16 protein-coding genes and 1 pseudogene are annotated in these 19,964 nt (G+C 63.4%); 11 read left to right on the top strand and 6 right to left on the bottom strand.

Features of this window, described 5'->3' with window-relative positions; all coding sequences use genetic code 11:
- Positions 1 to 77: 77 nt before the first annotated feature.
- The 6 genes and pseudogenes from ACYPYQ_RS06125 to ACYPYQ_RS06100 all read right to left on the bottom strand — a co-directional run bounded on the left by ACYPYQ_RS06125 (position 78) and on the right by ACYPYQ_RS06100 (position 6,532).
- Entirely contained in the window at positions 78 to 1,031 is a 954-nt protein-coding gene (locus tag ACYPYQ_RS06125) for a GGDEF domain-containing protein (protein ID WP_459721359.1), read from the bottom strand.
- A gap of 20 nt (positions 1,032 to 1,051) precedes the next feature.
- Positions 1,052 to 1,909 carry a formyltetrahydrofolate deformylase gene (gene purU / locus ACYPYQ_RS06120; protein ID WP_459721355.1) on the bottom strand — a complete coding sequence of 286 codons (858 nt, stop codon included), beginning with the start codon at positions 1,907 to 1,909 and terminating at the stop codon, positions 1,052 to 1,054.
- 64 nt (positions 1,910 to 1,973) lie between these two features.
- Positions 1,974 to 2,162 (bottom strand): hypothetical protein, encoded by a 189-nt coding sequence (locus ACYPYQ_RS06115; protein WP_459721352.1) that lies wholly within the window; start codon positions 2,160 to 2,162, stop codon positions 1,974 to 1,976.
- Positions 2,155 to 3,993 (bottom strand): annotated as a pseudogene (locus ACYPYQ_RS06110) (sensor domain-containing diguanylate cyclase). Before ACYPYQ_RS06110 ends, ACYPYQ_RS06115 begins: the two are co-directional and overlap by 8 nt.
- 124 nt (positions 3,994 to 4,117) lie before the next feature.
- Positions 4,118 to 4,921: a glutamate racemase gene (gene murI, locus ACYPYQ_RS06105; protein ID WP_459721350.1), complete on the bottom strand. Its 804-nt coding sequence runs from the start codon at positions 4,919 to 4,921 to the stop codon at positions 4,118 to 4,120.
- Positions 4,922 to 4,933: 12 nt separating this feature from the next.
- Positions 4,934 to 6,532, bottom strand: a complete 1,599-nt coding sequence (locus ACYPYQ_RS06100; protein WP_459721347.1) for an ABC-F family ATPase — start codon at positions 6,530 to 6,532, stop codon at positions 4,934 to 4,936.
- 169 nt (positions 6,533 to 6,701) lie between these two features.
- Here ACYPYQ_RS06100 and ACYPYQ_RS06095 point away from each other — a divergent pair, with 169 nt between their 5' ends.
- From ACYPYQ_RS06095 to ACYPYQ_RS06045, 11 genes are all read left to right on the top strand, one after another.
- Entirely contained in the window at positions 6,702 to 8,522 is a 1,821-nt protein-coding gene (locus ACYPYQ_RS06095) for a sensor histidine kinase (protein WP_459721344.1), read from the top strand.
- Positions 8,506 to 10,653, top strand: a complete 2,148-nt coding sequence (locus tag ACYPYQ_RS06090; protein WP_459721341.1) for a sensor histidine kinase — start codon at positions 8,506 to 8,508, stop codon at positions 10,651 to 10,653. Before ACYPYQ_RS06095 ends, ACYPYQ_RS06090 begins: the two co-directional genes overlap by 17 nt.
- 45 nt (positions 10,654 to 10,698) lie before the next feature.
- Positions 10,699 to 11,328, top strand: coding sequence for a LuxR C-terminal-related transcriptional regulator (locus ACYPYQ_RS06085; RefSeq protein ID WP_459721339.1), 630 nt, complete (start codon positions 10,699 to 10,701; stop codon positions 11,326 to 11,328).
- A gap of 165 nt (positions 11,329 to 11,493) precedes the next feature.
- A complete protein-coding gene (locus tag ACYPYQ_RS06080; protein WP_459721336.1) occupies positions 11,494 to 12,588 on the top strand; it encodes a hypothetical protein in 1,095 nt (364 codons plus the stop codon).
- 76 nt (positions 12,589 to 12,664) lie between these two features.
- Positions 12,665 to 14,359, top strand: coding sequence for a WG repeat-containing protein (locus tag ACYPYQ_RS06075; protein WP_459721333.1), 1,695 nt, complete (start codon positions 12,665 to 12,667; stop codon positions 14,357 to 14,359).
- A gap of 7 nt (positions 14,360 to 14,366) precedes the next feature.
- Positions 14,367 to 16,109, top strand: coding sequence for an SEL1-like repeat protein (locus tag ACYPYQ_RS06070; protein ID WP_459721330.1), 1,743 nt, complete (start codon positions 14,367 to 14,369; stop codon positions 16,107 to 16,109).
- Between the two features lie 168 nt (positions 16,110 to 16,277).
- A complete protein-coding gene (locus tag ACYPYQ_RS06065) occupies positions 16,278 to 16,982 on the top strand; it encodes a hypothetical protein (RefSeq protein ID WP_459721327.1) in 705 nt (234 codons plus the stop codon).
- A 71-nt stretch (positions 16,983 to 17,053) separates the two neighbouring features.
- Positions 17,054 to 18,325 carry a glutamate--cysteine ligase gene (gene gshA / locus ACYPYQ_RS06060; RefSeq protein WP_459721325.1) on the top strand — a complete coding sequence of 424 codons (1,272 nt, stop codon included), beginning with the start codon at positions 17,054 to 17,056 and terminating at the stop codon, positions 18,323 to 18,325.
- Positions 18,322 to 19,374, top strand: coding sequence for an FAD:protein FMN transferase (locus ACYPYQ_RS06055; RefSeq protein WP_459721322.1), 1,053 nt, complete (start codon positions 18,322 to 18,324; stop codon positions 19,372 to 19,374). Before gshA ends, ACYPYQ_RS06055 begins: the two co-directional genes overlap by 4 nt.
- A complete protein-coding gene (locus ACYPYQ_RS06050; RefSeq protein ID WP_459721319.1) occupies positions 19,371 to 19,571 on the top strand; it encodes a hypothetical protein in 201 nt (66 codons plus the stop codon). Before ACYPYQ_RS06055 ends, ACYPYQ_RS06050 begins: the two co-directional genes overlap by 4 nt.
- A complete protein-coding gene (locus ACYPYQ_RS06045; RefSeq protein WP_459721316.1) occupies positions 19,571 to 19,960 on the top strand; it encodes a PTS sugar transporter subunit IIA in 390 nt (129 codons plus the stop codon). Before ACYPYQ_RS06050 ends, ACYPYQ_RS06045 begins: the two co-directional genes overlap by 1 nt.
- The last annotated feature ends 4 nt before the right edge of the window (positions 19,961 to 19,964 follow it).

The following is a 19,964-nucleotide window of genomic DNA, read 5'->3' as shown; positions in this document are numbered from 1 at the left end:
GCTGGAGATGGTTTTCAACGACGCCATAGAGTAGGCATCGGCCGATTTAGTTTCCGGACGGCCGAAATCGGACAAGGTCAGGCAGCGACCTCGACCCGGTTGCGTCCGCCTTCCTTGGCGCGGTACAGCGCTTCATCTGCCTGGGCGAAACTGGATTCCAGTTCGCTCACCTCGTCGATGGGGGCGATGCCGCTGGAGACAGTGATCTTGAATGCCACACCGTGGCTCACCACTTCGTTGGCGGCGACCATCTTGCGCAGGCGTTCGGCGATGGATTTGGCTTCTCCCAGCGCGGTATCCGGCAGCAGGATGGCGAACTCTTCGCCGCCGTAGCGCACCAGCAGGTCGTGCGGGCGCAAGTTGTGCTGCATGATGTCCGCCAGCGATTTCAGCGCGGCATCGCCCACCAGATGGCCGTAGCTGTCGTTCACTTTCTTGAAGTGGTCGATGTCCAGCACCATCACGGCACTGTGCTGTTTGTTCAGTGCGCAGCGGTGCAGCACGCGCGGGAAGGCGTCGTTCATCCAGCGCCGGTTGTGCACGCCGGTGAGCGCGTCGACGGTGGCCTGATGTTCGTATTGCGCGCGCTGGTTGTGCGAGGTGATGAGTGCGGAATTGTCGTGGCGCATGCGCCCGGCGATGATGGCGAGCAGGTTGCGCGCCACGTCGTGCGACTGGTCGACCAGCGACCACACCGTGTCGTGCGGCACGGCCAGCACGCGCGTGGGTTTGGCGGCGACCACCAGTGCGGAAGGGTTCTTGCCGTCCACCAGCGAGATCTCGCCGGTGCATTCGCCAGCCACCAGCGTGGCATGTTCCACCGTCTGCTGGGCGGCCAGATGCACGCGCAGCTCGCCTTCGAGGATGAGATAAAGGTGTTCGTTGGGAAGTTCGGGTTGCAGCAACTTGTCACCGGCCGCCAGTGTCCTCACATGGCTGCGTTCCAGCATGTATTCGACGCTAGTGAAGTCCACGTTGCGGAACAGCAGGTTCTGCGCGGTCAGCGCGCGATCACTTTCCAGCTCTTGCATAGGCCCCCCGGCTTATCGGATCAACGGAACACGATGGTCTTGTTGCCGCACACCAGCACGCGGTCCTCCACATGGTAGCGCAGTCCGCGCGCCAGCACGGTCTTCTCGATGTCGCGCCCGTAACGCACCAGATCGTCCGGCGTGTCGCCGTGGTCGATGCGCACCGTGTCCTGCTCGATGATGGGGCCGGCATCCAGCTCGTCGGTGACGTAGTGGCAGGTGGCGCCTATCAGTTTCACGCCGCGCTGGTAGGCCTGATGGTAGGGCTTGGCACCGACGAAGGAGGGCAGGAAGCTATGGTGGATGTTGATGACGCGGCCGGGATAGCGCTGGCACAGCCAGGGCGGCAGGATCTGCATGAAGCGCGCCAGCACCATGGCGTCGCCGCGATGCTGGTCGAACAGTGCGGCGATATGCTGGAACGCCTCTTCCTTGTCTGCGCTCATGTCGACATGGATGAACGGGATGCCGTGCCATTCGACGAAGCTGCGCAAATCCTCGTGGTTGGAGATCACACAGGGGATGTCCACCTGCAACTCACCGCTGCGCCAGCGGTGCAGCAGATCGTCCAGACAATGGTCCTGTTTGCTCACCAGTACCACCAGCCGTTTCTTGTTGGCGGAGTCGGTCAGCTGCCAGGTCATGTTGAAGCTGTCCGCCAGCGGTTTGAACTTCTCGCGGAAGGTCGCCGCATCGAACGGCAAGGAATCGGCGCGCATCTCCTGGCGCATGAAGAAACGCTGCGCCTCCTGCTCGGTGTGATAGCTCGCCTCGGTGATGAAGCCGCCGTGTTCGGCGATGAATCCGGTGACGGCGGCGATGATGCCGGAACGGTCGGGGCAGGAGATGGTGAGGGTGTAGCGATGCGCATTGCTCATGCAGGGACTCCGTTTGTCAGTGCATGGATTCTAACGGATATCCCCCGCGGCAAGGCGTTCCCCGCTATGTCTGGCGCGGCTTGCTCTGAAAGTAGTGGCAGGGCTGGCCGGAAGCCTCCAGCACGTCGAGCATGGGCAGGCGCTGGCTCTTGAAGTCCATAGCGCGGCAACCGTAGCGGAAGTGTGCGTCCCATGTGATATGGAAATGCCGGCAGACCTTGCAGTCCGGTGCGGCGGCCTTGGCATCAGGCATCAACAACCGCCCCATCGGTCGTCGCGTCCACCCGGTTGCGGCCCGCTTCCTTGGCACGGTACAGGGCGCGGTCCGCCTCGCTGAGCAGGATATCGAGATTGGTTTCCATCTTCCGTTGCGTGGTGACACCGATAGACACCGTGAAATGCTGCGGCAGGCCGGCCTCGAACACCACGGCCGTCTGCTCCACCGCCAGTCGCAGACGCTCGGCGACTTACACCGCCTCGGCCAGCTCCGTCTCGGGCAGCAACACCGCGAACTCCTCACCGCCGACACGCCCGAGGATATCCACGGTACGCAACGTGCCGCGCATCACTTCTGCCAGTTTCTGCAGCACCTGGTCACCCGCCTTGTGACCATAGGTGTCGTTGAACTGCTTGAAGTGGTCGATATCCAGCATGAAGATGGACAGCGCGCGGCCATGCCGCTGCGCGCGTGACAGTTCTGTCTCGCCCTGTTCCATGAAATGGCGGCGGTTGTACAGCCCGGTCAGATAGTCCAGATGCGCCTGCTGTTCGAAACGCTCTTCCAGTGCCTTGCGCTCGGTGATGTCGGTGGAGATGCCGCACAGGCCCCAGATGCGGGAACGATCGCCGCCCTCGTAGATCGGCGTCTTGATCTCCCAGTACACGCGCCGCTTGCCGTCCGGTGTATCCACCACCACTTCTTCCGCCGAGTCCGCCCCCTGATCCAGCACTCGCGAGTCGATCTCATGCAGCCTGGCTGCCGCCTCCGGCGGGAAGAAACGCGTATCGGGACTACCGACCAGTTCCTCGGCCGTGCAGCCGAACAGTTCCAGCGTCGGCTTGTTGGCATACACATAGCGCCGCTCGCGGTCCTTCATGTAGATGTAGGTGGGGATGCGATCCAGCGCCACGTTGAAACGCTCGACCTGCTCGCGCGCTTGCGCTGCCAACCGCTCCAGACGGCTGCGGTGGCGCTGGTAGGCCCGCATGCCGAGGAGCGATACGGTCGAGAAGATGACGAGCACCGAGAGCTGGAACAGCGCATTCTGCCGCCAGGGCCGATACAGCGCCTCCAGATCACGGCTCACCGCGATCACCAGCGGCTGGTCCATCTTCAATACGGCTGGCTGCACCGTGCGCTGCGCCATCATCCGCATCTCGCCTGTGCTGTATATCTTGCCGCTGGTCACCGTGGCCGTCAGCCCGCTCTGCCGGTGCTGCGTGAAGAACGAGCCCGGTTGTGCCAGATTGCTGCCGCGCAACTGTTCGCGTTCCGGTTGCATCAGGAACAGCGTGCCGTCGCCATGCGCCACCGCATCCCACATGTCCGGCGTGTAGAGCACCGACGACATCAAGCTGCGGAAATAGTCCGGGTTCAGGGTCGCCGTGACGAGACCGGCGAATTCGCCGCGCGGTCCGACGATAGCGCGCGAGACATTGATCGCGTAGACACCGAGCAGGGTCTCGAACGGTCTTGATACATAGAGCGTCTCACGGTCGGGGCGCGCTTTCGCCTGCTGGAAATATTCTCGATGGCTCAGATCCGTGCCGATCAGCTCGCTCCGGTTCGATGCCCTGAGTCGCCCTTGTGCATCGATGATGTTGAGGGTGCGCAGGCCGGGCATGACGCGCACCAGCAACCGGAGATGGCTCTCCAATTCTGCTGTGGGCGCGCCACCCCGGACGCCGAGATACTGGTCGCGGATGCTCTCCAGCGCCAGATTGGTGCTGGCCAGGCGCGACTCCATGTTCTCGGCGATGACGCGTGTCTGGACCAGCAACCTGTCCTGCTCACGCGCTTCCAGACGGTCATGCTCGAGATAGATGTCAAAAAGGATCAGACCGGACAGGCAGAGCAGCACCATCCACAGGATCAGCCATCTTGCGGCCGACGAATGCAGCTTGTTCTTGGGCAACACCATGTTCGGGGTCCGGATCAGGGGGCGACAGGATTGTACCCAGCCGGGGCAGGTTCAGATAGCCTGCTACTCAGCAGAATGTCGCAGGCAGCGGTGCAACGGTGATAGGCCCTTTCCACAACAAGGACATGATGCGCCCAGCTTGCTCCGCATCACCGCTGGAATAAAAACGCTCGCCGCCGGCCACGCCCAGCTGCGGGTTTGGCGGCAGTTCCGTCTCCACCCTGCGCTTCAGTTCGCGTGCGACGGCGGCACCGGTATCGATCAGGGATATGCCCTCGCCGACGACTTCGCGGATCAGCGGTGCAAGGAAAGGATAGTGGGTGCAGCCGAGGATGAAAGTGTCCGCGCCAGCCTGCAGCAGTGGCGCGGTATAGCGCTCCACCAGCCGCCGCGCTTCCACGCTGTGCAGGTCGCCGCGCTCGACCAGTTCGACCAGACCGGGACAACCCTGGGTGACGATCTTCACGTTGCCCGCATACTTCTCCAGCAACGCGGCGAAGCGCGCGCTCTCCAGCGTACCCACCGTCGCCAGCACGCCCACCACACCGCTCTTCGTGGCCGCCACGGCGGGTTTCACGGCGGGTTCCATGGCGACGATGGGGATCTTGCTGAACCGATTGCGCAACGGCAGGGCGGCAGCGGCAGTGGCGGTGTTGCAAGCGATGACGATGGCTTCCGCGCCCTGACTGAGCAGGAAACGCGTCAGCGCCAAGGCACGGGCTTCGATGAAGGCGGCCGAACGGCCGCCGTAAGGGACATGGCCGGAATCGGCGACATAGATCAGGTCGGCCTCGGGCAGTGCTTCGCGGATGTGGAGCAGGACAGACAGTCCGCCTACGCCCGAATCGAATACGCCGATGGTCCTGACCACGCCGGGCCCTCGTTACTCTTCAGCGCCCTGGCTGCGCAGATACTCTTCGTAGGTGCCGTGATAATCGGTCACGCCCTTGTCGGAGATCTCGATGATGCGCGTGGCCAGCGATGACACGAACTCACGGTCATGGGACACGAAGATCAAAGTGCCCTTGTACAGGTCGAGCGCGGTGTTCAGCGATTCGATGGCTTCCATGTCCATGTGGTTGGTCGGTTCGTCCATCAGCAACACGTTGGGGCGCTGCAGCATCAATTTGCCGAACAGCATGCGGCCCTTCTCGCCGCCGGACAGCACCTTCACCCGCTTCTTCACGTCGTCGCCGGAGAACAGCAGGCGGCCCAGCGTGCCGCGCACCACCTGGTCATCGTCCGACGGGCCGCGCCAGTCGGTCATCCATTCCATCATCAGCTTGTCTTCGGCGAAGTCGTGCGCATGGTCCTGCGCGTAGTAACCGAGCTTGGCTTTCTCCGCCCACTTGATGGTGCCGGTATCCGGTTCCAGATCGCCTGCCAGACAACGCAGCAGCGTGGTCTTACCGATACCGTTGGGACCGATGATGGCGACTTTCTCGCCCGCATCGATGCGGAAGTTGACGTTGGAGAACAGCATGCGGTCGAAGCCCTTGGCCATCTTCTGCACCTCGACAGCGGTGCGGTGCAGCTTGTCGCGCTCGTCGTATTCGAAGCGGATGAACGGGTACTGGCGACTGGACGGCTTGATGTCCTCGATCTTGATCTTGTCGATCTGGCGCGCACGCGAAGTGGCCTGCTTGGCCTTGGAGGCGTTGGCCGAGAAACGGGCCACGAAGGCCTTGAGTTCGGCGACCTTTTCCTTGGCCTTGGCATTGTCCGCCTGCTGCTGCTCGCGCGCCTGCGTGGAGGCCAGCATGTAGTCGTTGTAGTTGCCCGGATAGACGGTGATCTTGCCGAAATCCAGGTCGGCCATGTGCGTGCACACGCTGTTCAGGAAGTGGCGGTCATGGGAGATGATGACCATCGTGCTGTTGCGCGCATTGAGGATGTTCTCCAGCCAGCGGATGGTGTTGATGTCCAGGTTGTTGGTCGGCTCGTCCAGCAGCAGGATGTCGGGATTCGAGAACAGCGCCTGCGCCAGCAGCACGCGCAGTTTGAAGCCCGGCGCGACCTCACGCATCGGCCCGTTGTGCAGCTCGATGGCGATGCCCAGCCCCAGCAACAACTCGCCCGCGCGCGCTTCGGCGGTGTAGCCGTCGAATTCGGCGAAGGTCGCCTCCAGATCGGCGGCGCGCATGTAGTCTTCCTCGCTCGCGTCCGGGTTGGCATAGATCGCGTCGCGCTCGCTCATCGCCTGCCACATCTCGTCGTGACCCATCATCACCACGTCCAGCACGCGATTGTCCTCATAGGCGAACTGGTCCTGGCGCAGCTTGCCGAGACGCTCGCCCTTGTCCAGCATCACCTCGCCGGAAGTCTGCTCCAGATCGCGGCCGAGGATCTTCATGAAGGTGGACTTGCCGCAGCCGTTCGCGCCGATCAGGCCGTAACGGTTGCCATCGCCGAATTTGACGGAGACGTTCTCGAACAGGGGCTTGGCCCCGAACTGCATGGTGATGTTTGCTGTAGATAACATGGGACTGCCTTATTTTCGAAGGCGCGCATTCTAGCATCCCCCGCTTATGACTTCCCCGTGTTCAGGGGGTTGGTGCTCCCACGGCCATCCGCTATGCTGTCGCCACCTTGTTCGCCGTGTAGGTCCCATCATCGTCACCAGCCTGTATCACCGCTTCGTTCGCTGTTCAGTGGGCTGGCTATTGGTCGGCTTGGCCTCCTTCCTCGCGGCACAGTCCGTTTCGGCGCTTGAGCTGGATCATGCGGAATACGCGCGCCAATCTGGCAGGACGCCGCCCGCAGAAGCCGATTGGACGCCGGTGCGTCTGCCCGACCTGTGGAGCGAGAACCATCCGGGCTACGGCGGCGACATCTGGTACCGACTGCATTTCAAGCTGGATGAAGTACCGCAGGAAGAATATGCGGTGTTCCTGCCGCGCCTGTGCATGAACGCCTCGGTCAGGTTGAATGGTGTCCATCTCGGTAGCGGCGGGCGTTTCGAGGATCCTGTCTCGCGTAACTGGAACCGCCCGCTGCTGTTCCTGGCCCCGCCCGCTTTGCTGCGGGCGGGCGACAACCTGCTGGAGGTGCGCCTCCACTCGCCGGCCTACTCGCTCGGCAGCCTGTCGCCGGTATCGGTCGGCCCGGACAGAGAACTTCGCCCGCGCTACGAGGCGCTGTTTTTCACGCGCATCACGCTCAACCAGACCGCCACGCTGATCATCACGGCGATGGGGCTGTTCATGCTGGCCCTGTGGTGGCAACGGCGGCAGGACACGATGTATGGCCTGTTCGGCCTGTCCTCGCTGGTGTGGGCATTCAACTCGAGCAACATGTTCATCCAGAACATCCCTGTCCCCGCCCCGCTGTGGGAGACCCTGATCCAGGGCAGCTTCCAGGTGTTCATCTCCCTGCTGATGATCTCGCTGCTGCGCTTCCTTGGTTTGCGCCGGCCATGGCTGGAACGTCTGCTCTGGGCCGTGCTGGCGGCATCGCCGCTCAGTCTGCTGCTCCTGCCGGACGACTGGCTGGCCTCCGCGTCGCTGCTATGGCATCTGGTCACCCTGCTCAGCAGCGTCTGGGTGGGAGCGCTGTTGCTCCGCCAAAATTTCCGCACCGCCGATCTCGACATCACCCTGCTTACCGGCGCGCTCGGCCTCAACATCATCTTCGGCTTCCATGACTGGCTGATGTACGCCTCTATCGTCGAGCATGGCGGGACCTACTGGATACATTACGGCGGTCCGGTGTTCTTTCTGGTGGTCGGCGGGATCCTGACACGCCGCTTCGTGCAGGCGCTCAACCAGTACGAGCATCTGAACACCGATCTGGAGCAACGCGTGCGCGCCAAACATGCAGAGCTGGAATCCCAGTTCGCCACCACTCAAAGCATCGTGAAACAGCGCGCCATGCTGGAGGAACGCAACCGCATCTACCGCGACCTGCACGACGACATGGGTGCCAAACTGCTGGGGCTGGCCATCTCCGCCGAACGCGCCAACCTCGGCAAGGAAGCAGACCTTGCCCGCTCCGCATTGCAGGACCTGCGCGACGTGGTGTCGCGCTCTACCCATGTCGCCACACCGCTGTCCGACCTGCTGGCCGACTGGCGCATGGAGACCGAGCAGCGCGTGCGCGCCGCCGGCTTGTTACTGGGCTGGCAATTCCCCGAACGCAACAGCGAGATCATGGTAAGCCCGGAGGCCGCGTTGAACATGAGCCGCATCCTGCGCGAGGCGGTGACCAATGTGCTGCGCCACGCCCGCGCCAGCAGCATCCGCGTCGACACCCGGCTCGACGACGACCATTTCGCGCTCGACATTGAGGACGACGGCATCGGCCTGCCGCCGCAACTTGCGCCGCATCGCGGCATGAGCAGCATGCAGGCGCGCGCGGCCGCGCTCGGTGCAACACTGGAATGGCAACCGCAGGAGCCGGGCTGCCGGGTCACGCTGCGCGTGCCGCTTGAACAACTGGCAGGGCAGGTCGTCCGTCATGAACCCGCGCTATAGACGTCCCACCTTCCTGCTGCTCCTGCTCTGGTTCGCCACCCTTGGGCTATGTGCCGCTGCGGCATGGTCCGCCATGCAGCAATCCTGGCTGGAGCTACGGCTGGTCGCCGTCGACGGCAAGGTGCAGCTCGCCCGCGACACGCAGGGACGCATCCCGCAAGGGGCTGAAGTGCTGCGCATCACGGGCGCGAACGGTGCCGCGCTCGAATTGCGCGCTTCCGACCTGCTCGACAACACCGACACCTTTCCCAGCTATGCGCACAAGGACGAGTTCTTCGCCCGGCAGGACACGTTGCACGCGATCCAGGAGTCGGGTGCGGTGCGCCTGACCTGGCGCGCAGCGGACGGGCAGGAGCAGACCAACGCCATCACGCCGCAAGCGCGCACCCTGTCCAGCCTGTCCCCGATGTTCTGGTTCACGCTGGCCGTCGCCAGCCTGTGCCTGCTCATCGCCTGCTGGGTGTTCCTGCTGCGGCCGCAGGAGCGGGCTACGCGCATCTTCGCGCTCACCGGCATCACGCTGTTTGTCGGCTGCATCACCTCGGCCTTGCTCAGCGAACGGGCGCTGGCGCTGGATGTGTGGCGGCTGGAACTGCTGGATACCGGCAATGCGCTCGCCGGCATCCTGTTCGGCTGCACACTGGTCATGTTGTTCCTCAGCTACCCGCGCCTGCTGCTCTCTCCCGCCCGACAGCGCGGGCTGCTCGCGTTCTATCTGCTGTGGTGGCTGCTGGATCAGCTCCACCTGCTGCCGAATCCGGACCTCGGCCTGATGAGCGCCATCCTCAGCCAGATCGTACTGATGATGGTCTGCGGCATCGTGCAATGGCGGCGCACTGCCGATGCACCGCTGGAGCGCGCCGCCTTGCGCTGGTTCGTGCTGTCGGTGCTGCTGGGTTGTTCACTGTTCGCTTTCACCAACATGATGCCGCGCCTGTTCGGCCAGCCCGAGCTGCTGATCCAGGGTTATGCCATCGGCTTCTTCCTCATCATGTACATCGGCATCGCACTCGGCTTGCGCCGCTACCGGTTGTTCGATATGGACGAATGGGCTTACCGCGTATTGCTGTGGGTGGGAGGTGCGACGCTGGTGATCGTGCTCGATGCCTTGCTGATCGTGGCCGGCCTGTCGCTGGGCGTCTCGTTCGGGGTCAGTCTGCTGCTGGGTGGCTGGCTGTATTTCCCGCTGCGGCAATGGTTGTGGCAACGCATGGTCATCCGGCACACGCCGAGCTTCGAGAGCCTGCTGCCGGAACTTTCCGCTGTTGCCTTCGCCGCCGGCAGCGGCGCACAACAGGGCCGCTGGGAAGCGCTGTTGCAACGCATCTACGAACCTCTGGAGCTGCACCCTGCCACCGCGGATGAGGTGCCCGGCATCGGCGAGGACGGCCTGGTCATGGTGGTGCCGGGCAGTGGCGAACTGCCACCGCTGCGCCTGCGCCATGCCGGACATGGCGCGCGCCTGTTCTCCTCGCGTGATGCCGCCTTCGCCGCTTCGCTCAGCCAAGCGCTGGAACGCATGATGGGCGGGCGCAACAGTTTCGAGGAAGGTGCCTCGCAGGAACGGCAGCGCATCTACCGCGACCTGCACGACGACATGGGCGCCAAACTGCTGGGGCTGGCGATCTCGGCGCAGCGCGCCAACCTGCCGAAGGAGGCCGACCTCGCGCGCTCCGCGTTGCAGGACCTGCGCGACGTGGTATCGCGCGACATGCATGCCCCGACACCGCTCGCCGACCTGCTGGCCGACTGGCGCATGGAAGCGCAGCAGCGCGTACAGGCCGCCGGGGTGTCGCTGGACTGGCGCTTCCCGGCACAGGAACCCGAGCTGCTGCTGACCCCGGAAGCGGCGCTCAACCTCACCCGCATCCTGCGCGAGGCGATCAGCAACGTGCTGCGCCACGCCCAGGCCGGCCGGCTGCGGGTAAAGACCGGACTGGACGAACAGACCTTCACGCTCAGCGTGGAGGATGACGGCATCGGCCTGCCAACCGTGCCCGCCGCGCATCGCGGCATGAGCAGCATGCAGGCGCGCGCGGCGGCGCTGGGCGCCGCGCTGGATTGGCAGGCGGTGCAACCGCACGGCTGCCGCGTCACGCTCAAGGTGCCGCTGGCCGCGCTCACCCCCTGAACGCGGGGGGACGCCGGCCGGGACGCTCGGCTATCATGCGCCGCCATGAAGACCGCCCTCATCCTGGATGATGTCGCCGACTCTCAGGCGTGGCTGAGCCAGGCGCTCAACACGGCTTTCCCCGGCATGACCCTGCACTGCACCGGCAGTCTGGCAGAAGCGCGCGCCTGGCTGGCGGCGCATGCCGCGCCGGACATCGCGTTGATCGACCTCGGCCTGCCGGACGGCAGCGGTGTGGAACTGATCGCCGAACTGAACCGGCGCGCGCCGCAGACGCTGTGCGTGGTGGCCAGTATCTTCGACGACAACGAGCATCTGTTCCCCGCGCTGCGCGCCGGCGCACAGGGCTACCTGCTGAAGGACCAGCCGCTGCCGCAGATCGTCAATCTGCTGCAAGGCATCGCGGCCGGCTCGCCGCCGTTGTCGCCCGCCATCGCGCGCAAATTGCTCGGCCATTTCCAGCCCGCACCGCAACCCGAGCTGGAGCAGTTGACCGAGCGCGAGACCGAGGTGTTGCGCTACATCGCCAAGGGCATGACACTGCCCGAGACTGCGCGCATCCTCGGCATCAGCGCACACACCATCTCCGGCTACGTGAAGAACATCTACCGCAAACTCAACATCTCCTCGCGTGCCGAAGCCGCCATGACGGCACGCAACCTCGGCATCATCTGACCCCCCGAACGCGGGGTTGAGACACCCGCTTGCGCTCAATAAAGTTCGGACGTGGGAAGGGTTACTCCTCGAGCGGCAGTACAGCACCTTTGCATGGACCTTCCCGCACCAACACGAGGGCGGTTCGCGCCGCCAGGGATACCAAAACAGACTAATGGAGACATCATGGGATTCAAGAAGCTTTCCACCCTCGGCACGCTGCTGATCGGTGCGTCCGTCCTGCTCAGCGGCTGTGCGTCCGGCCCGAAGTATTTCGACAACAACCAGCTCGCTTCCAACAAGGAAGCGATGGTGAAGGAATTCACCGATTCCGACGGCTCCCGTCACATCCGCAAGGTGAGCGGCAAGAAGGTCATCATCCCCACCTTCCAGGTCGAGTTCCTGGTGAAGACCGGTGGCTCCGCCGACAGCTATAACGCGATGAGCAAGAACCGCACCTCGGTCTCCACCGTCTATAACTTGAAGGGCGTAAGCGAGAAGACCATGCAAGGCATCACCGACCAGCTGTATGCCCAGTTCGTGAAGAACCTGACTGCAGCCGGCTACACTGTTATCCCGCAATCCGAACTGGCAAAGAACGAGCATTACAAGCGCCTGGCTGCCAAGTTCGACAAGAAGTCGCCGTTCAAGGACAGCAGCCTGCTGGGCGGCAGCGACGAATCGCTGTTCTTCGCGGCCAGCGGCCAGCCGATGTACTTCTCCATGGATGACGGCAAGGGCGGTATCGGCAACGTGTTCAGTCAGGCCGGCAGCTCGCTGGGCGGCGAAGGCATCCTCGATCTGGAAGGTGAGATGATGCACACCTTCGACGCCGCGCTGGTGCGCCCGCGTTTCGTGGTCGGCTTCGCGACGGTCACCGGATCCAGCAGCATCAGCTCTTCTTCCGTCAAGGCCAACATGGGCGTGGTGGTCGCCTCCAAGGAATCGAAGGCGGTGTTCTACCCCGAGACCTACAAGATCATCGGCCGCGACAAATACCAGGTGGATAGCAACCGGGGCGAGGTCTTCCTGAAGAAGCCGGTGGTCGCCGGTGACAACGTGGTGGCCGAGGTCACCGATGTGACCTCGCTCGCCAGCAAAGCAAGTACGGCAGCCGCCAATGTGCTGGGTGCCTTGTCTGCACTATCCGGTGCGGGTGGTTTCGCTGCCTCGCGCACGGAATATGATGCGACGATGAACGAAGCTGCATACAAGGACGCCGTACTCAAGCACCTCAATGCCGCCTCGGAGATGCTGGTGCTCAAAGCCAAGTCGGAGTGATCCCATCACACATTGAAAACCGCCCGTCCCGCACGGGCGGTTTTGTTTCCAGCGTTAGCTTTTCAGGGAGAAAACGATGCGAACCGCAAGACCATTGATCGCAGCACTGTTGCTGCTGTCCCTCTGCCTGCCGCAGGCCCAGGCGGCCACCTTCAATGTTGTCGGCGCGCTCAACGCCGACGGGCTGGCCATCCCCTTCCGCGAAGAGATGACGCCGCCACAGGCCGGATTGCGCCCGACGTTGACCAACGAGCGGGTCGGTATCACCGATGATCAAGGCAACTGGGTGCTGCAACCCAACTACCAGTTCGTGATGGTGCTGGACGAGAACCGTTTCATGGTCTGGCAAAACATGCAATATATGCTGCCCTTGCCGGGCGCAACGGCCTACCCGACAAATGGTTTTGTTCTCAAGAATCCTCTGTACATCGTCGATCGCAGCGGCAACAAGGTCGCCGATGCGCCGCCCTTCGCGCTGGAACTGAATGCCATCTACACCACCCACATCCCCTATCTCTATGAGTTCCGCGCCGTGCGTGAAGGCAAAGCCCACTATGGCGTGATGACGCATGACCTGCGCGTGATCGCGCAGGATGCAGAGATCTCCAATCCCATGATCACCGACCGCCACATCATCTATGGAAAAAAGGTCGAAAACAGGCTGACCTGGAGCAAGAAGAAGGAAGAGACTTGGGGACAGGAGTATCTTTCTGTGTCCCGGGTCTTTGACCATGAGGGCAACTTGATCTCAGGTGTGCCGCACATCGGCAATTTTTCCGATGCGGACAGCGGTTTCCATAACGGTCTCGCGGTCAGCTACGACCCCGAGAAGAATCGCATGGGGTATATCGACACCGAAGGAAACTGGGTGATCCCCCCCAAATACTATGGTGCTGACCCTTTCTACGACGAAGTGGCTGTGGTCATCACTTCGCAGGACGATCCGTACGAAAAGGAAGCGATACTGATCGATCGCAATGGCAATAAGGTCGCCTCCCTGCCTGATGCGCGCTGCTACAGCCAGGCCGAGAACGGGCGCGTCTATGCGCAGGTGAAATCGGGAGATAAGGCGTACGGCTATCTGCTGGATTACAAGGGCAAGAAGATCTCCAAGTTCTCCGGCAACTATTGCAGCAACCTGACATGGATAGACGACAAACACTTCGTACTGAGCGGGAAGGTGTTCAACGCCGACGGGCAGAAAGTGCGCTTCGGCAATTACCCGTTCGCCTACAACAGGGTGTTGCGCGCCGACCGCGAGAAAGGACTGCTCTATGTCCTCGGCAATGATGGCTCGCCACGCAGTCTGGCGCAATTGAAGCAGATGGAGCAGGAGTTCTATGACAACGTCGGTTTGCGCCCTGTCGGAAATGCCGACTGGAAGGAGCTGAAAGAGCCGGATTTCCATGTCTATCAGGTGACGCGGCTGTATGCCGACGAATCCTGGCAATCCGGCAACCGGCTCGATTACCACCTGGTCTCACTGGGCGTGGAGGTCAAGATGCGCGACGGACGCAGCATGCGCGATCCGCAGTTCGTGCTGGCGACCGCAGGCTGCATGCCTCCGCCCGGCATGCGCTTCATCGCCGAAGGCGTCCTCACCCCCGATGAACCGGACGAGAACGACTTCATCGAATACGACACCTTCAAGGAGTTCCTCGAAGACAAGACCGGCGAGGAATACATCATCGAATCTCAGCGCGGGATCCCATGCAAGACCACGCGCCTGATCGACGGCCAGATCCCGCGTCCGGCCGCCGCCAAACAGTGAGGTGAACATGAAAAACAGAACGCTACGGCCGCTGTTGTTCCTGCTGCTGTCGGCCTGGGCCGCATCCGCCCAGGCCGACTGGCGCAGCCAGTTCGATGCCGACCGTTTCAGTTCGCGCATGAACGAGCTGCTGCGCGCCGAACAGCGCAGCACCGACGGCATCATCGCCGGCGCGCAGGCCGACATGGCGCGGCAGACCGCCGGTTATTACGAACGCCGCGCGCGCGAACGCGATGCGCGCTTCGCCGCCTTCCAGCGCGCGATGGCCGATGCCGAGGCGGCGGAGCGCGCCGAACGGCAGGCGGCAAGGGCGGCAGCCGCCTCGGCCGCGTCACGGCCGCGCGAACCGAGCGGCTACGAGATCCTGCAGCGCATGGAAGCCGCCGCGCGCAATGGCGACGCCACGGTGGCGCGCACGCTGGGCGATGCGTATCGCGCCGGGGTCGGTGCAGCACAGCAGAACGCCGCCACCGCGGCGCAGTGGTATGAGCTGGCCGCCCGGGGCGGTGATGTGCTGGCCGCCAGTGCGCTCGGCGCGATGTATGCCAACGGCATCGGCGTGGCCAGGGACGACGCAGCCGCCTTCCGCTATACCCTGCAGGCGGCACAGGGCGGCGAGGAGACCGCGCTCGGCAACGCCGGCACGATGTACGAGTTCGGCCTCGGCACGACGAAGAACGATGCCGAAGCGGTGCGCTGGTACAAGCTGGCCGCGGACAAGGGCAGCGCGCGCGGACAGAGCGGCTACGGCCGCGCGCTGTTGCTGGGCCGTGGCGGCCTCGCCGCCGATGCGCGCGCCGCGATGGAATATCTGCGCCCGGCCGCCATGGCCGGGGACAGCGCGGCGCAGATGTTCGCCGCGCAGACGCTGATGACTGGCAACGGCGTGCCGCGCGACACGGCACAGGCGCTGCAATGGTATGAATCGGCCGCACGCGATTTCCCGCAGCTCTACGGCGACCTCGCTTCGCTCCATGTGAACGGTGCGCAATACGGCATCGCGCAGGACCGCGAGAAAGCCATTGAGTATGCGAAGCGCGGCGCCGAGGCAGGCGATGGCATGGCGATGTACCTGCTGGCCGACGCTTATTTCAACGGCAGGACTATCGCCAAAGACGATGTCGCGGGACGGCAATGGATCGCGAAGTCGGCCGCCGCCGGGTATGCGCCGGGCATGTATTCCTATTCGCTCTGCCTGTCGCAGGGGGTAGGCGGCGCGGTGGACCACGCCGAAGCGGAACGCTGGCTGCTGCGTGCGGCGGACGCCGGCGTGGTCAAGGCGCAGTTCGACGCGTCCATACTGCTGTTCTCCAGCAGCCCCAATACGGCAAAAGACATCCCGCGTGCGGTGCGCATGATGCGGGCTGCCGCAGAAGGCGGCCATGCTGATGCGCAGGCCAACTACGCCAACTTCCTGGAAGTCGGGGAACTGGTGCCTGCCGACCCCGTCGCGGCACGCGAATGGGCGCGGCGCAGCGCTGACCAGGGCAATGTCGTGGGTCTCATCAATTACGGCGATTTGCTGCTGCGCGGTGTCGGTGGCCCGCGCGACCAAGCCGGTGCCAGACTGCTGGAGAAAGCCTCCGCCATGGACAGCCAATTCAGCCCGCATGCTGCGCTGACTCTTGGGCAGTATTACCGCGACGGTCAGTATCTCCCGCGCGACGTGGCGCTGGCCCGCCAGTGGCTGGAGAAAGCCTGCGCACTGGGTCATCCGGAGGCGGAGAAGGAATTGCAAACGCTGCGCTGAAACCATCCATCACTTTGAGGAGACACCCATGACACACCGCAATGGCTTGCTTCACGCCGCATCCTGAATACCGGGGGTTGATGCAGGGACTTTGATCGGCACGGGGCGGTTCGTGACTTGCGGCATGGTTTACACTGCCACACTCACTGAACGCCCAACGAAACGATCATGCAAGAGAAGACCATCGATATCACCAGGCTGGCGCGCGACCGCAATGACGGGATGAGCGACGAGGAACGCGCTGCACTGAAAAGGAAGCTGGCCGAGGCACTGCAAGCGCTGTCCACTTCGGATGAGACCGCCCCCTTGCCACGCGCCAGACTGCAACTCGATGTCGCCGAGATGCTGAACGCCTTGGAGCGTCGCAAGGAAGCGTGGGACATCGCGCGCGAAGCTTTCTTCACCTGCATGCAGCATGAGTCCTGGGCGGATGCGGTCGAGGCTTGCGATGTGCTGTTCCAGGCACAACAGCCGGATTCGCTCTCCGCACTGGGCATGGGCATCTGGTTGTCGGTGACGTTCCCGGTCGATCCGGAGCTGACGGTCGCCATGCTGATCCACATCGTGGACGAGACACCGAACGACTCGGACGGCGCGGCAGTGGCGGCCATCACCGCGCGGTATGTGGCCGACCTGCGCGCCGACGATGACAAGCACGAGAGCATGAGCTTCCTGGTGAACAACCTGATCGGCATGGTCGCCCAGCGCCACAGCAACGTGCAGGATCAGGATGGGCTGGACCGTTGGCTCAACCACCTGCAACTGCGCGACCCGCAGATCTTCCTGCCGCGCCTGGCGCAAGTGGTGGACGCCATCGTGGGCGACAAATGGTGGTTCGACCGCGACGTGTTGCGCAGCCGAATCCCCGATTGATTCGGGCTTCAACCTCATTTGTCTGATGCCAAATCGGCTAGAATGCCTGCATCGTCTTCCGCAGGTTCAACATGGTTCCCCATCTCACCACCGCACTCAAAGGCCCGCTGCTCGATCTGGAGCGGCGTTTCCTGGCCAAGCAGTCCGATATCGAGCGCTGGTTCCGCACCCAGTGGCTGGAACACACGGTGCCGTTCTACGCCTCGGTCGACCTGCGCAACTGCGGCTTCAAGCTGGCGCCGGTGGATACCAATCTGTTCCCCGGCGGCTTCAACAACCTGAACCCGGATTTCCTGCCGCTGTGCATCCATGCGGCGCAGAGCGCGATCGAGAAGATCTGCCCCGAGGCGCGCGGCGTACTGCTGATCCCCGAGAACCACACGCGCAACCAGTTCTATCTGCAAAACGTGGCGATGCTGGTGCGCGTGCTGCGCCAGTCCGGTTTGAACGTGCGTATCGGCAGTCTGCTGCCGGAGATCACCTCGCCCACCGAGCTGCAGCTGGCGGATGGCAATACGCTCACGCTGGAGCCGATAACGCGCAAGGGGAACCGCCTGTCGATCGGCGATTTCGACCCCTGTGTGGTGCTGCTCAACAACGACCTGTCGGCGGGCGTACCCGAGTTGCTGCGCAATCTGGAGCAGAACGTGCTGCCGCCGCTGGAGGGCGGCTGGACCACGCGACGCAAGTCGCGCCACTTCGCGGCCTATTCGCGCGTCGCAGCAGATTTCGCGCAGTTGCTGGGCATAGACCCGTGGTTGATCGACCCCTATTTCGAGTCGTGCGGCGAGGTGGATTTCCACGCGCGCACCGGCGAGGACTGTCTGGCCGCCAAGGTGGATGTGGTGCTGCAGAAGATGCGCACCAAGTACGCGGAATACGGCGTGAAGGACGACCCGTTCGTGATCGTGAAGGCGGATGCCGGCACCTACGGCATGGGCATCATGACGGTGAAGGATGCCAGCGAGGTGCGCGACCTCAACCGCAAGCAGCGCAACAAGATGGCGGTGGTGAAGGAGGGGCTGTCGGTGTCGGATGTGCTTGTACAGGAGGGCGTCTACACCTTCGAGCAGATCAACGAGGCGGTGGCCGAGCCGGTGGTGTACATGGTCGACCATTTCGTGGTCGGCGGCTTCTACCGTGTGCACACCGGTCGCGGGGTGGACGAGAACCTGAACGCGCCGGGCATGCATTTCGTGCCGCTGGCATTCGAGAGCAGCTGCACCTTGCCCAACCCGGACCGCGCACCGGACGACACGCCGAACCGCTTCTACGCTTACGGCGTGGTGGCCCGCCTTGCGCTGTTGGCGGCCTCCATCGAGCTTGAGGAACTGACGGCATGATAGTCAGATTCGCTGCCCTGCTCGCTACGCTTCTGGTGCTGACCGGCTGTGGCAAGGAACCGCTCTACCAGGAGCAAGCCTATGTGTTCGGCACCATCGTCGAAGTGAGTGTCTACGGCGAGGAAGAAGCCAAAGCGCGCCAGGGTGCGGCGGCCGTGATGACCGAGTTCCAGCGCCTGCATGACCTGCTGCATGCCTGGCAACCCTCCGCCTTGTCGGCACTGAACGAGGCGTTCGCCCAAGGCAAGCCGCATGCAGCGACACCCGAACTGGTGGCCTTGTTGCAGGATGCCGAGCAGTTCTCGGTGCGATCGGGCGGCACGTTCAACCCGGCCATCGGCGGGCTTATCAAGGCCTGGGGCTTCCAGTCGGACACCTTCCAGCCGGTGCTGCCCGATGCGCAAAGGATCACGGCGCTGCTCAAGGCGAACCCGCAGATGACGGACTTGAGCTATCTGCCGCCCGCTCCCGGCACCACGGAAGCGCAAGTCCGCAGCAAGAACCCCTCCGTCATGGTCGACCTGGGTGGCTATGCGAAAGGTTATGCGCTGGATCGCGCGGTCGAGTTGCTGCAGCAGCAGGGCATCGCCAACGCGCTGGTCAACATCGGCGGCAACGTGATCGCGCTTGGCACGCACGGCAATCGCCCGTGGCATATCGGCATCCAGCATCCGCGCAAGCCGGGCGCGATCGCCACGCTCGAACTGCGCGACGGCGAGGCCGTTGGCACGTCCGGCGATTACCAGCGTTATTTCGAGCTGGACGGCAAACGCTATTGCCATCTGCTCGATCCCCGCACCGGCCAGCCCGTGCGGGGGGTACAGGCGGTGACCGTGCTGGCGCGCGGCGAACGCGCCGGGCTGCTGTCGGATGTGACCTCCAAGCCCATCTTCATCGCCGGCCTGTCCGGCTGGCGCGCGGCGGTGCGCGACATGAATCAGACCGACGCGCTGCTGATCGATGCAGAGGGCAAGGTGCATCTCACCGAAGCCCTGCAGAAGCGCCTAAAATTCAGCGACAGCAAGACAGTCGTCATGCCCGTGCCATGAGCGAAGACGACCGTTTGCAACAGAACATCGAGCGCAGCGTCGCGCACCATGCGCTCAGGCAGATCCGCGATATCGTGGACGAGGAGAATGCCGACGACGCATTCAAGTCGCGTACTTTGGGCTGGCTGTTGCGCTACGGCTGGTTGGTGCTGCTGGTCTTGGCATTGTTGTTCGCACGTTATTTGGGAGTCATCTGATGGCCGGCATATTGGTGGTGGCGCATAACGCGCTGGGAGAGAGTCTGGTGGATTGCGTGCGGCATGTGCTGGGCAGGCCACCGGAGAACGTGAAAGTGCTGTCGGTATATGCCGACGATGACCCGCAACAGAAACTGGCCGAGGGGCATGAACTCATCCGGCAACTGGACAAAGGCAACGGCGTACTGATCCTTGCCGACATCTTCGGTGCCACGCCCAGCAACGTGGCTCGACAACTGTGTCGCAAGGAACACATCATGGGCGTCGCGGGGGTGAACCTGCCGATGCTGTTGCGTGTGGTGTGCCACCCCAACAAGAACATGCCGGAGCTGGCGCGGATCGCGCTGGAAGGCGGTCGCGAATGCATCGTGACCATGGGCGACGAATAAGGTT

The sequence above is a fragment of the Sideroxyarcus sp. TK5 genome (genome assembly GCF_054601595.1).
The sequence above is the reverse complement of the archived record's forward strand: the minus strand, read 5'-3'. Positions and strand labels throughout refer to the sequence as shown.